Origin of the sequence: Pseudomonas sp. ICBG1301 (assembly GCF_016918385.1) — a bacterium.
Taxonomy (GTDB): Bacteria; Pseudomonadota; Gammaproteobacteria; order Pseudomonadales; family Pseudomonadaceae; genus Aquipseudomonas; species Aquipseudomonas palleroniana.
This window is the reverse complement of record NZ_JAEKGB010000011.1, coordinates 1-14,556: the sequence shown is the minus strand read 5'-3', so window position 1 is coordinate 14,556 and position 14,556 is coordinate 1. Positions and strand designations below refer to the sequence as shown.

The 14,556-nt window shown below is 59.5% G+C and carries 13 protein-coding genes; 4 read left to right on the top strand and 9 right to left on the bottom strand.

Going from position 1 to position 14,556, the window contains the following annotated elements:
• Positions 1-13: 13 nt before the first annotated feature.
• The 4 genes from JBE38_RS23010 to JBE38_RS22995 all read right to left on the bottom strand — a co-directional run bounded on the left by JBE38_RS23010 (position 14) and on the right by JBE38_RS22995 (position 3,770).
• A complete protein-coding gene (locus JBE38_RS23010) occupies positions 14-964 on the bottom strand; it encodes a hypothetical protein (RefSeq protein ID WP_205345195.1) in 951 nt (316 codons plus the stop codon).
• 2 nt (positions 965-966) lie between these two features.
• A complete protein-coding gene (locus JBE38_RS27885) occupies positions 967-2,442 on the bottom strand; it encodes an AAA family ATPase (RefSeq protein WP_205345194.1) in 1,476 nt (491 codons plus the stop codon).
• A 127-nt stretch (positions 2,443-2,569) separates the two neighbouring features.
• The gene (locus tag JBE38_RS23000; protein WP_205345193.1) at positions 2,570-3,127 is read right to left on the bottom strand and encodes a histidine phosphatase family protein; all 558 of its coding nucleotides are present in this window, start codon (positions 3,125-3,127) and stop codon (positions 2,570-2,572) included.
• A gap of 94 nt (positions 3,128-3,221) precedes the next feature.
• Positions 3,222-3,770 carry a DUF4865 family protein gene (locus JBE38_RS22995; protein ID WP_090371777.1) on the bottom strand — a complete coding sequence of 183 codons (549 nt, stop codon included), beginning with the start codon at positions 3,768-3,770 and terminating at the stop codon, positions 3,222-3,224.
• Positions 3,771-3,863: 93 nt separating this feature from the next.
• On the opposite strand from JBE38_RS22995, the gene JBE38_RS22990 reads away from it, so the two are divergent.
• Entirely contained in the window at positions 3,864-4,730 is an 867-nt protein-coding gene (locus JBE38_RS22990) for a LysR family transcriptional regulator (RefSeq protein ID WP_205345192.1), read from the top strand.
• 154 nt (positions 4,731-4,884) lie between these two features.
• Here the strand turns inward: JBE38_RS22990 and JBE38_RS22985 are convergent, their stop codons facing one another.
• The 3 genes from JBE38_RS22985 to JBE38_RS22975 are packed head-to-tail and all read right to left on the bottom strand — an operon-like array spanning position 4,885 to position 8,964.
• On the bottom strand, positions 4,885-6,204 hold the full coding sequence (locus JBE38_RS22985; protein WP_104993360.1) for an MFS transporter: 1,320 nt from the start codon (positions 6,202-6,204) through the stop codon (positions 4,885-4,887).
• Positions 6,205-6,249: 45 nt separating this feature from the next.
• Complete coding sequence (locus JBE38_RS22980; protein WP_205345191.1) at positions 6,250-7,782, bottom strand: class I adenylate-forming enzyme family protein; 1,533 nt, start codon at positions 7,780-7,782, stop codon at positions 6,250-6,252.
• Between the two features lie 3 nt (positions 7,783-7,785).
• Complete coding sequence (locus JBE38_RS22975; protein WP_060755375.1) at positions 7,786-8,964, bottom strand: acetyl-CoA acetyltransferase; 1,179 nt, start codon at positions 8,962-8,964, stop codon at positions 7,786-7,788.
• Positions 8,965-9,093: 129 nt separating this feature from the next.
• Here JBE38_RS22975 and JBE38_RS22970 point away from each other — a divergent pair, with 129 nt between their 5' ends.
• Positions 9,094-9,681, top strand: a complete 588-nt coding sequence (locus JBE38_RS22970) for a LuxR C-terminal-related transcriptional regulator (RefSeq protein ID WP_090371786.1) — start codon at positions 9,094-9,096, stop codon at positions 9,679-9,681.
• Positions 9,682-9,773: 92 nt separating this feature from the next.
• Positions 9,774-11,219 carry a phosphatidylserine decarboxylase family protein gene (locus JBE38_RS22965; RefSeq protein ID WP_205345190.1) on the top strand — a complete coding sequence of 482 codons (1,446 nt, stop codon included), beginning with the start codon at positions 9,774-9,776 and terminating at the stop codon, positions 11,217-11,219.
• A gap of 96 nt (positions 11,220-11,315) precedes the next feature.
• Here the strand turns inward: JBE38_RS22965 and JBE38_RS22960 are convergent, their stop codons facing one another.
• Entirely contained in the window at positions 11,316-12,032 is a 717-nt protein-coding gene (locus JBE38_RS22960) for an SAM-dependent methyltransferase (RefSeq protein WP_090371790.1), read from the bottom strand.
• Positions 12,033-12,205: 173 nt separating this feature from the next.
• A complete protein-coding gene (locus JBE38_RS22955) occupies positions 12,206-13,099 on the bottom strand; it encodes a LysR substrate-binding domain-containing protein (RefSeq protein ID WP_205345189.1) in 894 nt (297 codons plus the stop codon).
• Between the two features lie 94 nt (positions 13,100-13,193).
• Between JBE38_RS22955 and JBE38_RS22950 the strand changes: the two genes are divergently transcribed.
• On the top strand, positions 13,194-14,360 hold the full coding sequence (locus JBE38_RS22950; protein WP_205345188.1) for an MFS transporter: 1,167 nt from the start codon (positions 13,194-13,196) through the stop codon (positions 14,358-14,360).
• Positions 14,361-14,556: the final 196 nt, after the last annotated feature.

Below are 14,556 nucleotides of genomic sequence, written 5' to 3'. Positions count from 1 at the left end.
TCGGCCTGCTGGGTCAAATCACCCCGTATTGCCGAGCGATGTCGAGCTTGAGCTTACCCATCAGCACGTTTTTATAACTGTCATCCGAGTCATCGAAGCCCAAGGGATGATCGTCATCGAAATCCAGCTCGGGTAATAACTCGGGCAAAATTTTCTTTCTACTGCCTTGTCGAGACAGTTTTGCTACCGCCAACGCATCAGGCACGCAAACCTGATAACGAGCAAGCAGTTGAAAGGTTGCCACGGAGTTATCTACCTTTTGACACGTGCCGTTGGACGCCACCAACTCAATTTCATAGGCCGTTTTCTTCGCCTGCAATGCCAGGGCTGTAGGGTCGATAGCCTGCCCTTTGGGTATGAGCCTGAACGTAATATTTTCCGCATCCACCAACGGATGCAAATGGGGGGTGAGGTCGAACCGCGTCGCCCCTTTCATTTGCGGCCCATTACACTTCTCACAGCAGGGAATGAAATTGCCAATACTCAAAGCCAGAAAGGGAAACTCGGCTTTTGGATAATAATGATCAATATTGGGTCTGTAGCTTTTTAAACCATCCGGGCTGACATAAGTGTCGATCGGTTGAATATGGCAGTAAGGGCAAACCTTCAATTGCGTAGAGGCGCACAACGCATAAGCGTCCCACTTTTTCAGCAATACGACTTTCTCTTTGGCAATGAAATTTTCATAACACAGGTATTTTCCAAACAACCCCTTAACGTAGTCGACATCCACTGCACACGTGAACGTTTGAGAAAAAGCTGCGATCACCCCGGGAAGTGCAAGTGGATCGCTCTGGCAAATAGCTTTTTTATGAATATCTAAAAACTCCATCAACTTATGGTGCGTCGTACTCGGGCCATTGAAGCCGCTTAGAAACTTACTCAGCTTCTGTAGCTTCACCAACAAAAACCCTTCATGTCTTGCGGACACACCTTGCCATACGTGCGCGATATTGATGATCATGATTACTTCCCCTCCAGCGCACGATACAGCGCCTTCTGGATACCAATGTCACCGATACTTTCCAGCAAAAGCTGATCCAGTGCTGATGCTTCACCTTGTTTGAGCCGAGCATTCAGTTCATTTATCTTGGTCGCTGCAAACTCACCAATGGCGGCGGCACCAAAAGAATTCAGAACAATATCTTCAAGCGGTGCAGCAAACGTATTTTGAGGAACGACTTCCTGATCCAGGTTGGTGATCATGCAGGCAGGAAAATCACCCGTAATGACTGGAGAGTGTGTGGCGATGACCACTTGGATAATCTCCATGCCGAATTCTGACTTCACATTCAACAAAAACTTATTCAGAAGGGAGATATAGCGGCGCTGCCACTCTAGGTGAAGATAGGCATCGCCCTCATCAATGAAAACCAAAATATGTTTAAGCGCTTTACGTTTCATGTTTGCAAACGCATTTCTCAGCAGCGAAAACTGATCAACCAGCGCCCTCAACCCTGAACTTTGGTCGGTCCAGCGCACCTCGACCGCAGCTTCGGACATTTTTATACTGGCGGCGTCTTTGGCTGAGTGTATCAAAAAAGAATAGGAGCGATTGTGCCTTCTAACGTCGTCCTTCTCTCCTGCTTTCATAAAACCAAGCGTTGCCTTCAAAGTCGTTCTCAGAGAACTGAACAGCTGCTCATCCATCTGATAAAAGGGATCATTAACAAAACCATGCAGATTAAAAAATAGCCGACCAACACGCTTTACATTAGACTCTTTTTTTGCCAGTGACGATAGAGTTGCAAGCAGAGCCAGCCGGCCCTTGCCTCTTGGAAGTTTCGAAAGTACAAAACGCTCAAATCTGAGCACGCACGTGTCGATCGCCCCTTCAAGCTGACTACTTAAACGCTCACTTTCATAATAATCCAAGCTGATCGACTCGCGCTTTCGCGCAAGTTTTTTATATTCAGCCAAAAACAAATTTACGGGCTCGTCCGCCTGAAACCCCTTATTGTTGCTCATTGAAACAAGCGCTGGCACCAGCACCAGCTTAAACAACTCAAACTCATAGCAAACCTCCGCCCTCAAGTTTGAGTTAAGAGCCAAGTCGCTGGCGACTTTATAAAACTGCTCCACACGATCAAAACTTTCTTTCTTTTCAAAACGCGGAGAAGCATCAACTAATCTTTTACGTAAAGGTAGCCTGCGACGATACGGAAGCGGAGAAAAATAAATCACTCCAATATTTTCAAGTTCTGCATCCGTCAGCTTTTCCGACGATGTCTCTCGAACATCATAAGCCGCCCTACGAGGAGAGGGAGTAGCAGATGAAATGGACGCTGCCATATTGCTTAATAACGTTGTCTTACCAGAACCATTATTACCGAGAACCAATCGAACCGTATCCACCTCAAAAAAGCCATCCCACTTCAAGCTTTCTTGATTTTCAAATTCGAACGTATGAGTGCTGGTTTTTGCCGCAATTAACTTTTTCACTTGCATAGAATCCCTTACGCAACGTAGAAATTATTTAGGCTTTTAAAAACGTCATGAAAAAATCATTCGCAGCCGTAGTGATGGTATTTTGCCACACCCTACCCTTTTGCGTTACGCCGCTTTCAATTCACGCATCCAACCGCAGGCGCCATCGCCCATTGAACCTGAGTTCAGTCGACGACAACGGCTCGACATCAATCGCCCCGAACGCAGCCGGCGCGCACTGCATCACCTGCAGCAACGCGGCGCGAATCACGAACGGATGGGTTACCGCCAGTACATGTCCGGGGGTCTGTTCGAGGTCATGCAGCCATTGGCCGACGCGTTCGCAGAGTTGCGTCACGGATTCGCCACCGTGTGGCGCGGCAGTGCTGTCAGCCAGCCAGTCCTGCAAGGCTTGGGGCTCGGACTGCTGGATGGCCTCCAGGGGCTGGCCTTGCCATCGACCAAAATCATACTCACGCAGGCACGGGTCGACTTGCGGCTGCTCGGCAAACATCCGCGCCGTCTGCCGTGTACGCAACTCAGGGCCACAGACTACGCGGGGTGCCCGCTTGAAGCGACCCGCCAGGGAGAGTGCCGCCTGTTGCCAATCCATATCCACGGGCTCATCCCGTGCAAAACGCCCGCGTTTCAGGGCCTGGGTGCTGGCATGGCAGATAAGTGTCAAGCGGGTGGTTCGCATCACAGCTCACTTCGGTTCGGTACGCGGTCATCGTCGACCGGCGAGGTCCTCCCGATGTTACAACGAACAACGATCAGAAGGCCCGCCTGTCGGCCTAGGCGCCAGGATGGGCCAGGTACAAGACCTGATAGCCGCTGCCAGGATGCTCCGCCTCCAGCGCGCCGGCTGACAGCGTAAACCGCACCAGCCGCCATGCCTGGACATCCAGGGCCAGGAACACGGCAAATGTATCGGTGCGCTCAGCCAGTTGCTGATTGTGGCGTTTCTGCTCGGCCAATACCTGCGCTCGGTCCGCATCGGGGGCCAGCGGCCACTCTTCCCGGTACAGACTCAGCGCGCCCGACGCGGGGCCGCGCACCACATCCACCGGCAACCAACTTTCGATATGCGGTCGACCAAAGCTGTCGAGTACTTTCTGGAAGCGCTCGCCCAGCAAAAAGTCGACCGCCTGCAACGGGTCGGCCCACAAGTACACCGACGCATAGACATTGCCTGCCGCCTGCCCACGCTCCTGGGCAATAAACGCCTTGAACAGCAACCCCTCGGTGTGATCCCACAAAGGCCCCAATTGTGCGGCGCGCTGGTGGATCACGTGCATGTCGTAGTCGGCGGGCAAGCGGTGTGAATACTGTTTGGCAAACATGGAGAGACTCCTGAGCAAGATGAGATGCCAGCTTGCGCAGCGCCGATAATTTCAACAAGATATCAATGGATATATGTGAAATAAGTATACGATATGACTGATACGAACAAACCGCTGGATATCGATACCGTGCAAGCCTTCGTCCTGGTGGCGGATTTCTCCAGCTTCACGCGTGCCGCCGAGGCCCTGGACACGTCCCAGGCCGCCATCAGCCTCAAGCTCAAGCGCCTGGAAGAGCGCCTGGGTTATCGGCTGCTGGAGCGCACGCCCCGGCATGTGCGGCTGTCGCCACAGGGTGAGCGGTTCATCGGCGCCGCCCGTACCCTGCTCAACGCCCATGAACGCGCCCTCGGTGACCTGGGCGGCCACGCAGCGCGGCGGTTGGTAATCGGCATCAGCGACCACGTGGCCGGGCCGGATTTGCCCACTTGGCTCAGCCGCCTTGCCGCCTACGATCCCCTGGTGATTCTTGAAGTGCGCATCGCCTCGTCTCGCGACCTGGTCGCCGCGTTCGAGCGCAACGAGCTGGACGCGGTCATCGTGCGTAACGAAGGCGATCGCCAAGATGGCGAAGTATTGGCGGTGGAGCGCTTTGGCTGGTTTGCCGCGCCGACGTGGCAACACAGCCCGGATGCCCCACTGCGTATCGCAACCCTGGCCGCGCCCTGCGGTGTTCGCCAGCTGGCAACCCGAGCCCTGGATGACGCACGCATCGACTGGACCGAAGTGTTTGTCGGCGGCGGTGTGCTGGCCGTGGGAGCGGCGGTCAGCGCCGGCCTGGGGGTGGCCGCACTGGCACACCGCGTGGCACCGGCCGGCGCGGTGGAGGTCGGCGAGCAATACGGGTTACCCGCCTTGCCCGTCAGTGAGGTCAAGCTGCACAGCCGCATCAACGACGAGCGATCCCGCGACACGCTGCGGGCCTTGAGCGCGACTTTTCGTGGGGTGCTGCAGCGCTAGAGTGGACAACGGGTAACCTGTGGCGAGGGAGCTTGCTCCCGCTGGACTGCGTAGCAGGCCCAGTCTTTTCAAAGCAAAAGCTGGGGCCGCTTCGCGACCCAGCGGGAGCAAGCTCCCTCGCCACAGTGACCCTTAACGGACCAACCCCCACCAGTCAGGCAAGCGCCGCATTGGCCGGCACCGTCGCAGGACTACCGTTGGCCACAAAGTCCTCCCGGCGCAACACCACCAGCGCAATCAACGACACCACGCCCGTGGCCACATAGAAATACCAGGGCGAGGTGATGTCGCCAGTCACCTTGATCAACCAGGTCGAGATCAACGGCGCACTGCCACCAAACACCGCCACCGGCACGTTGTACGCCACCGCAATCCCGGTGGAGCGAATCCGCGTCGGCAGCAGTTCGCTCATCAGCGCATAGGTAGACGAGGCATACAGCCCAAACAGAATCGCCACCGCCATCAGCGGTGCAAAGAACGTTGCCGGCGTGGCGGTCGGGGCCGACTTGAACAGCCAGAACATCGCCAGCGTCGCCAGTGTGCCGATCACCATCAGGAATGGCTTGCGCCCGTACTTATCGGTGAACGCACCGCCGAACGGCATCACGAAGGCCGCCGAAAAACTCGCGACAAACACATAGAGCAAGGTGGTGCCGCTGTCGAACTTGAGGATCTTGGCCATGTAGGTCGAGGCGAAGGTCAGCACCAGGTAAAAAATCGAGCTGTGCAAGGTGATGATAAAGAACACCAGGGCAATCGCCCGCTTCCACTGCCAGACTTCACGCAGCGGTGCCCGCGAGGTTTGCCCGGCGCGTTGCAGGGCCAGGAACTCAGGGCTGTCTTCAAGCTTCAAGCGGATGTACATCGAGATAAAGCCCAGCGGTGCGGCGATCAGGAATGGCACGCGCCAGGCCCATTCCTGCATTACATCGGCGCCCAGCACCCAGGTCATGCCATTGGCGACCGCGCCGCCCAGCAACAGGCCGAGTACCGCAGTCACCATCAGCCAGCACGTGGCGAAGCCACGACGGCCGGGGCCGGCGTATTCGGAGATAAAACTGGTGACGGTGCCGATCTCGCCGCCTGCCGAGAAGCCCTGGACGCAACGCACCAGGATCAGCAGGATCGGCGCGGCGATGCCCAGGGTCGCGTAGCTGGGCAGCAAGCCCAGCAACACGGTGGAGCCCGTCATCATCACCAGTGCCATGATCAGGGTTTTGCGGCGGCCGATCTTGTCCGCCAAGGGGCCGAAGAACAGCCCGCCCAAGGGCCTGATGAAGAAGCTCAGGGCGAACGCGGCAAAGCTTGCCAGCAGGCTGGTGGTGGGGTCATCGGAGACGAAAAACGCCTGGCCGATGTACACGGCAAGAAAGCCGTAGACGCCGTAGTCGTACCACTCGATCAAGTGGCCGGAGGTGGCGCCGAGAAACGCGCGGCGCCGCTTGCGCAGCGTGTCTTGCGGGTGAATGCCCATCGAAGGGACTCCTTGTCGGTTGTTCTATCCATGAAAAAATGCGGGCTAGCGAGTGGCGGCGATACTCGCGTCTTTCAACCACTGCCGCAAGTCGGTCTTGAGGATTTTGCCGTAACTGTTCTTGGGCAACTCATCGCGGAACAGGTATTTCCTGGGTTTCTTGAAAGACGCCATGCGTGCCAAAAACCAGGCGGTCAGCTCAGCCTCGTCGAGCGGCTGGCCGCTGCGGGTCACCACAAACGCGACCACCGACTCGCCCCATTGCGCATCCGCCTCGCCCACCACGCACACTTCAAACACCTCGGGGTGTTGGGCCAGCACTTCCTCGACCTCACGCGGGTACACGTTGCTGCCACCACTGATGATCACATCCTTGGAACGGTCCGTGAGCGTGAGGTAACCGGCCGCATCGACAAAGCCGATATCGCCGGTCAGCAGCCAACCGTCGACCAGGGTTTGTCGGGTGGCCTCAGGGTTGCGCCAATAGCCTTGCATGACCGTGGCGCCACGCACGGCAATTTCGCCGCGCTCGCCGGTCGGCACCGGCTGGTGTTGCGCGTTGAGAATCTGGATCTCGACACAAGATTGCGCATGCCCGACCGACGCCGCCAGGCTGTCCCAATCAGGGCGTTGGCGGTCGGCGATCACCGCGCGGGGCAGCACGCTGATGGTCATCGGGCTCTCGCCCTGGCCGTAGATCTGCACCAGCCGCGGGCCAAAGCTGTCGACGGCTTCACGCAGGTCGGCCAGGTACATCGGCCCGCCGCCGTAGACGATCGTCTTGATGCCTTCGCCGTGGTACCCCTGACGCCGCGCCTGCTCGACCATGCGCTTGACCATGGTCGGCGCGGCGAACAGCGACACATTGCCCAACTGCGCCGCCAGGCCGAACAGCTCGGCCGCCTCGAAGCCGTGGGACGCCGGCACCACATGCCGTGCGCCGCAGCGCACATGAATGAAATTGTAGAGCCCGGCGCCATGGGACATCGGCGCCGCATACAGTGCCGCGTCGTCGGCACTGACCGGGTCGACATCCGTGGCGTAGCACAGCGACATGGCGATCAGGTTGCCATGGGACAACATCACGCCCTTGGAACGCCCGGTGGTACCGGAGGTGTAGAACAGCCAGGCGAGGTCCTGGTCCTGGCGCGATACCGGCTGCGCCAGGGTCGGCCAGCCACGGGTCGGTGGCAGTACGTGACCGTCGAGTTCCTTGCAGCGCGCGGGCAAATCCCGCGATGAGAATACCCGGCCGCCGTCGGTAAAGATCAGGCGCGCCTCGGCATCAGCGGCGATCCACGCCGCCTCCGCCGGATGCAACTTGGCATTGATCGGCACGGCTACCGCGCCCATCCACCAGATCGCGTAGAGCAGTTCCAGGTAGTCGCAGCTGTTCTTCATCAGCACCGCGACGGTATCGCCCGGCACCAGGCCGTGCTGGTCCACCAGGCAGGCGGCACGCTGGCGCACATGGGCGGCGAAGGTGGCGTAGTCGGCCACTTGCCGGGCGCCCTCGAACAGCGCCGGGCGCTGCGGATGGCGACGTTGGGTGTCGTGTAGCCAATGGGCGATGTTCATGGTTCAGCTGCGCCGCGCGTGCAGGACCGAGGCGTAGTTGGCCACCGCCATGCCGCCCATGTTGAACACCAGGCCGAACTCGGGGTTGGGCACCGCCAGGCCAATCGGCTCGCCGGTCAGTTGTCGAAACGCCAAGGCATGCATGGATACGCCGGTCGCCCCCACCGGATGCCCCTTGGCCTTGAGCCCGCCGGAAAGGTTCACCGGCAGCCGCCCGCCCGCACGCACCACGCCGCTGTCGAGCACACGGTGGCCCTCGCCTTTGGGCGCCAGGCCCATGGCTTCGTAGATCAGCAGTTCGGCGATGGTAAAGCAGTCGTGCACCTCGGCGAAGCTCAGGTCGGCCAGGGTAATGTTGGCCCCGCGCAACGCCGAGTGAATCGCCCGCTGCGGGCCTTCGAAGGCGAGGATGTCGCGCCGGGCAATCGGCAGCGTGTCGTTGACCTGAGTCAGCGCACGAATCTGTACATCGCGGCGAAACGCCCGCGCACGCTTGGGCGACGCCAGGATAATCGCGGCGGCGCCGTCGCTGATCAGCGAGCAATCGGTCAGGCGCAGGGACTCGGCCACGAACGGGTTGCTTTGGGACACATTGTTGCAGTGCTCGAAATCCATCACCCGATGCATCTGCGCCAACGGGTTGGCCATGGCATTGGTGTGGTTCTTGGTGGCGATGGCGGCCATCGAGCCCAGCGGGCAATGGTAGCGCTCGGCGTATTGCCGGGCGGCGCGGCCGAACAATTGCGGGAAACTCAGGCCGGCTTCGGCCGGGTCGTTCTGATAACCGGCACCGGCCAGGGCCTGGGTGACGGCGGCCGTCGAGGTGTGGGTCATCTTCTCGGCGCCCACCACCAGTACCAGCTCGGCGCTGCCGGAGAGGATCGCATTCACCCCGGCCTGGATCGCCGCCGAACCGGATGCACAGGCGTTTTCGCAACGAGTCGCCGGTTTGAAGCGCAGCCCCGGGTCGGCCTGCAACAGCAACGAGGCGGCAAAGCCGTCGGGCACCAGCCCTGAATTGAAGTGGCCGAGAAACAGCGCGTCAATCTCTGCCGCATCAATGGCCGCGTCCATCAGGGCTTCGCGGGTGACCTCTACGATCAGGTCCTCAAGGGTGGTGCCATCCAGGCGACCAAAACGCGAATGACCAGCGGCAACTATGGAGACGCAATCAGCAGGCATATTCAATTTCTTCTGGTGTGGGTGTAAACATTCCCTACAATGAACCACCCTGGATCGCTCGCCAATTCGTGTAACTACTTACATGGATAAGTAGTAACCGCAGCGATATACAACGAGGCAGGACGCCCAATGACTGTGTTTGAACCGCTCTTCGAAGATATCGAGCGCCTGGCGTTCCAGCTGTCGCCTGCGCCACAGATCGTTACCCGCCATCGCGTGATGGTCGACTGCAACGAAGCATTCCTGAAGCTGTTCGGCTACACCCGCGACGCCTTGGTCAACCAGTTGACCCTGCTGATTTACCCGTCCCAGGCCGATTACCACGCCATCGGCAAGCGCAGCCATGACTGGTTGCTCGACAGTGAAAACGGCTTCTACTCCGATGAACGCTTCATGCAGCACAAAAGCGGCGAAGTGTTCTGGGCCCGGTCCCATGGCTACACCCTCACCCCCAAAGACCCGTTCAAGCTGATGATCTGGCACTTCGAACGCCTGGACCGCCCCCACACCGGCACCGGCGATCTCACGCCACGAGAGCGGGAAATCGCCATGCTGATCGTCAACGGCCTCAAGTCCAAGGAAATCGCCCTGCGCCTGGGGATTTCCCACCGCACGGTGGAGGTGCACCGGGCACGGCTGATGAAAAAACTGGAGGTGAAGAACATCGTGGAGCTGGTGTCGAAGATGATTTTCGTCGGTGGCCGCAGCTGGTTATAGCCAACCATTACAAACCCCGGTCCCGCGCTGGCTACGCTGAACACTGCTCAAGAGGAGCTTCCCCACGCAGCGATGTTTAAAGGACTAATACCATGGCGCACTCTGATCGTTCTTCACCTGCCACTCTCCCGCGTAAAACCCCACCGCCCGTCGAGGGCAGCGGCTCCAACCTGCTCACCCTGGACAACGCCGGCCCCGTGCAAATGGGCTTCTGGGTGCCCAACCGCGTATGGGCGACCGCCAATTACCTGGTGCCCCTGCGCAACTATATCGCCGCGATGAAAAAAGCCGGCACCCTGGCGCCCATGCAGCCGCAGCTGGTGGCCTTCAAGCAATGGGTGACCAGCCACAGCGTGTACCGCATGTGGGTGATGTCGATGATCGAGCAGGCCAACGCCTTCGTGAGGACCCTGCCCCCCCACACCCGCGACCAGATCAAAACCGAGGATGGTGACGCGGTGTGGATCGAGGGCTACGACAGTTTCTTCGAGATCCTCAACGAGATCGTCAGCACCTCGTCGTCCTTCAACGACACCGCTCAGGTGGGCACGCCCATGAATGGCTTCCTGGCGATCTCCATGGCCACCGAAGCCGGCGTTGCGCTGTTTCATGACGCCACCTTCAACCAGCAGTTCAAGCAGGTGCTCGACACTTGGAACGCCTACCTCAAGAGCCCGCAGTCGCTGGACAAACTTGACATCAACAACCCCGAGAAACCGGGCTCCTGGATCTCCAAGGCCGCCTGGAAAGCCGGGGTATGGGACCAGATGGAGTACGACCCGAAAAAACCCGGCTACGGCTTCGATTCGTGGAACGCGTTTTTCATCCGTAAATTCGTGCCCGGCGCACGGCCTTTCCAGGGCGACGCCAAGACCCAAGTCAATATCGGTTGCGAGACCACGCCGTGGGAGTATGAGAACGATATCGCCCTTGAAAGCGACTTCTGGATCAAGGACGTCAACTACTCGCTGCTGGACCTGTTCGCCGGCCAATCCACGTTGGCGAAGCTGTTTGAAGGCGGCCAGCTTTACCAGGGCTTCCTGTCGGCCACCCACTACCATCGCTGGAACGCACCACTGGACGGCACCCTCGTGCGTTCATGGGTACAGCCCGGGACTTACTTCGCCCAACGCCCGGCCCAGAAGGAAGGCCCGGGCACCTGGGAAGGCACCGAGTCACAACCCTACCTGGGCCACGTGGCGGCACGCGCGATCTTTATTTTCGAGCACCCTGCCTGCGGGTACGTGGCGTTGATCTGCATCGGCATGGTGGAGGTGTCGACCTGCATCATTGAACCGGCGTTTATCGTCGACGAAGGTGCCAGGCCGGTCACGATCAAGCGCGGTACGGAAATCGGTCACTTCGAGTTCGGCGGCTCGACCCACGTGATGGTGTTCCAACGCGACCGCGTGCGCCTGGAAGAATGGGCGGTCAAGGCCGTGGAGCACCGCCAGGCGCCCAAACCAACGCCTATGGGCAGTGTGATTGCGACGGCGCTGGTCCCGCGCAAACCCAAGGGGCCGACGCCTAGCCACTAGGGGCGAGAAACAAGGGGCAGACCACTATTACCTTGCATGGGGTCTGCCCCCGCGTGATGCCGCGTGATGTTTGTACCGCGGCTCACGCCGCCCTGCTCAACCGGTTTTACACGTCAACCAAGCGCTCCAGAACAGGCTGCTGAAAAAACGCGTCGCCTCCCCGAACCCCGCCTCATGCAACAACTGTTGAACCGCCGCTTCAGAATGAGGAGGGTCAGCGCCTTGAAGAATTTTCCCAAGCTTGGCTTTCACTTCATCCGGGCCGGCGCCGTGCTGCCGCCAGCGTTGCCCCCAGGCAGCCAGGAGTAACGGCTGGCTGGCATAGGCATATTGATTGCCCGCCACAATCAACGGAGCCCCCGGTTTCAGACGCGCCCGAATGGCTCGCAGGATGTGTCCCTTGGCCTCGTCCCCATCGAGATGATGCAGTACACCGATCAAGGTGGCGGCGTCGTAAGACTCATCCGGCGCTAGTGCTTCAACATGCCCAAGCACCAGCTCGGTTCTTTCGAGCAGGTCATTGGCGGCCAACTGCTGCTTCGCGGTTTCAAGCATCGATTCGGAGGGGTCGACGGCGGTGAAGCGCCAACCCGGCTCAAGCCTGGCCATCGCGATAATCTCCTGCGCCGTACCGCCCGCACCGACTGCCAGGACTTTTGCCGAGTCCCGGCTGCCGAGGCTTGCCGCGAGCATGCACGCCGCCAGATCCTGACAGGCGTCATAACCGGCCAGCGCGATGCGGCTTTGACGTCCGTACTCGTTGGCACGGGTGTTATCGAACTTTTCAACTGAGTTGGGCGATGATGAGTTCAAGGTGATTCTCCATATCCTTGAATCAACATAGGTCATGTGTAGCGATAATAAAAATTCATTAATTTCATGGAATGCATTCCTACAAAGAATAAACGCCGTCCCATCAGTGCCAGAGCTCAAGATTGTTCACTCAACATCACGAGCACCCGGAAAATATAAGCTTGGGCCTGCGCTTACATCCGGTGATGTTCCAGCAAGAAGTCCACGAACAATCGCACCCGCGCCGGCATTGCCGCCCCGCCGACGAACACCGCATGAATCGGTTCCTGGTCCCCGGGGTTCCAGGCTTCCAACAGCGGAACCAGTTCGCCGCGCTGCAGATCCCCTCTCACGGTGAACTCACCGATACGTGCAATGCCGGCACCGACTCTCGCGAGTTGTGCCAGCGCTTCACCACTGCTGCATTCGATGTTGCCGCTGACCTTCAGGGAAAACTCTTTTCCATCGCGGATAAACGGCCAGTTAGGTTCAGCGCGCCGGAAGTTGAAGCGCAGGCAGTTGTGCTGTAGCAGGTCATCCGGTTCCTGGGGGATACCGTGGCGTTGCAGATACTCGGGCGATGCCACCACTACCTGGCCGGTGTCGCCGATCCTGCGCGCGGTCAGCGGGCTGTCGGGCAGATGGCCAAAGCGGACCGCGACGTCGGCCTGTCCGCCGAGAATGTCGACCACTTCGTCGCCGAGGGTGAGGTCGACGACAATGTTCGGGTAACGGGCGCTGAATGCTGCGACCAAAGGAACGATGGCCAGCCGTCCATGGCCAAGGGCGGCACTGACTCGCAATCGCCCCCTGGGAACGCCTTGGTCGGCGATGGCTTCTTCGACCTCGTCCATGTCGGCCAGGATGCGCCGGGCACCGCGCAGGAACGCTTCGCCCTCGGCAGTGAAGGTGATCGCTCGGGTGGTGCGCAACAGCAGGCGGGTGCCAAGACGTTGCTCGGTACGCGCGATGATCCGACTGACTGCCGAGGGTGTCAGGCCCAGAGCACGTGCGGCGGCCGACAGGCTGCCTTCCTGCGCCACGGTGGTGAACACGCTCATTTCACCTGACCTACCGTTGAAGTCCACTTGTGCCTCCTGCGCAAAGGTGATTACCAAAAATGCCAACTACCGCCTAAAAAAACTGGATCGTAGCATTAGCGGCACAGATAAGGAGCCTTCCATGCATATCAATCCACCACTTGTCGCGCTCGCCATCGGTGCCTTCGGCATCGGCGTAACAGAATTCGCCCCCATGGCGATGTTGCCGGGTATCGCTGCGGATCTGGGCGTTTCCATTCCTGCCGCCGGTTTGCTGGTCAGTGCTTATGCGTTGGGCGTATTGCTCGGCGCACCTCTGATGACCCTGACCACCGGCAAGATTCCCCGGCGCTATCTGCTGATCGGGCTCATGGCAATTTTCACCCTGGGTAATCTGATGTCAGCCCTGGCCACCGATTACTACAGCCTCATGACCGCCAGGGTGGTGACCTCACTGAACCATGGTGCATTTTTTGGCGTTGGCTCCATCGTCGCCGCCAGCGTGGTCGCTCCGGAGAAACGTGCCGGGGCGGTTGCGGCGATGTTCATGGGCCTGACCCTGGCGACCATCGGTGGTGTGCCGATGGCCACCTGGTTTGGTGAACTGTTCGGTTGGCGCACCGCTTTCTGGGGAATTACCGGCCTCGGCGTGGTGACCATGGCCGCGTTGTGGTTCGCTCTGCCTAACCTGAAGACGCCGCAAGGCGGCGGTGTAATGGCCGAAATTCGGGTACTGGGGCGTGGTCCGGTGCTGGGCGCGTTGGCCCTGACCGTAGTCGGATCCAGCGCAATGTTCACCGTCTTCACCTACATCGCGCCGATCCTCAGCAGCGAGACCCATGGTTCCACCGCCTACATCACCGCCATGCTGATGCTTTTTGGCGTGGGGTTGACGCTGGGCAATCTGTGGGGTGGCAAGGCCGCCGACCGCTCGATAGATCGCACCTTGATCGTCTCGCTCAGCGTTCTGATTCTCGTCTTGCTGGCGTTTACCCTGCTGATGCGTTGGCCGGTGCCGGCTGCTCTGGCCATCCTGGTATGGGGTATCGCCAGTTTCGCCCTGGTGCCGCCGCTACAGATGCGCGTCATGGAAGCAGCGAAGGACGCGCCCAACCTGGCCTCTGCGGTGAACATTGGCGCCTTCAATTTTGGCAACGCGATTGGCGCGGCGCTGGGCGGAGCGGTAATCAACGCGGGTCTGGGTTACCCGGCGATCGCCCTGGCCGGAGCGGCGATGGCTGCGCTGGGGTTGCTGATGGTGTTGGCGTATGCTTGGCGTTCCAGAACGATGGAAGCAGCAGTGGTGTGACGAAGATGAGGGGGAACTGCTCCCGATAGCGGGGCATCAGTCATAAATAAGCTGACTGACAGGCCGCCATCGGGAGCAAGCCCCCTCCCACAAATTGTGAGCAGGCAAGCCAACCCTCATTCCACTTGTGCCGCATGAGTAACCTGCATTATCAAGCGCTGGCGCCCTGCACACCGCATAACCCTGTGGGAGGGGG

What these genes read in the sequence shown, in the direction of transcription:
- JBE38_RS23010 (WP_205345195.1), bottom strand. Translation starts at nt 964, where the DNA reads ATGATCATCAATATCGCGCACGTATGGCAAGGTGTGTCCGCAAGACAT.
- JBE38_RS23000 (WP_205345193.1), bottom strand. Translation starts at nt 3,127, where the DNA reads ATGCGAACCACCCGCTTGACACTTATCTGCCATGCCAGCACCCAGGCC.
- JBE38_RS22995 (WP_090371777.1), bottom strand. Translation starts at nt 3,770, where the DNA reads ATGTTTGCCAAACAGTATTCACACCGCTTGCCCGCCGACTACGACATG.
- JBE38_RS22990 (WP_205345192.1), top strand. Translation starts at nt 3,864, where the DNA reads ATGACTGATACGAACAAACCGCTGGATATCGATACCGTGCAAGCCTTC.
- JBE38_RS22985 (WP_104993360.1), bottom strand. Translation starts at nt 6,204, where the DNA reads ATGGGCATTCACCCGCAAGACACGCTGCGCAAGCGGCGCCGCGCGTTT.
- JBE38_RS22980 (WP_205345191.1), bottom strand. Translation starts at nt 7,782, where the DNA reads ATGAACATCGCCCATTGGCTACACGACACCCAACGTCGCCATCCGCAG.
- JBE38_RS22975 (WP_060755375.1), bottom strand. Translation starts at nt 8,964, where the DNA reads ATGCCTGCTGATTGCGTCTCCATAGTTGCCGCTGGTCATTCGCGTTTT.
- JBE38_RS22970 (WP_090371786.1), top strand. Translation starts at nt 9,094, where the DNA reads ATGACTGTGTTTGAACCGCTCTTCGAAGATATCGAGCGCCTGGCGTTC.
- JBE38_RS22965 (WP_205345190.1), top strand. Translation starts at nt 9,774, where the DNA reads ATGGCGCACTCTGATCGTTCTTCACCTGCCACTCTCCCGCGTAAAACC.
- JBE38_RS22950 (WP_205345188.1), top strand. Translation starts at nt 13,194, where the DNA reads ATGCATATCAATCCACCACTTGTCGCGCTCGCCATCGGTGCCTTCGGC.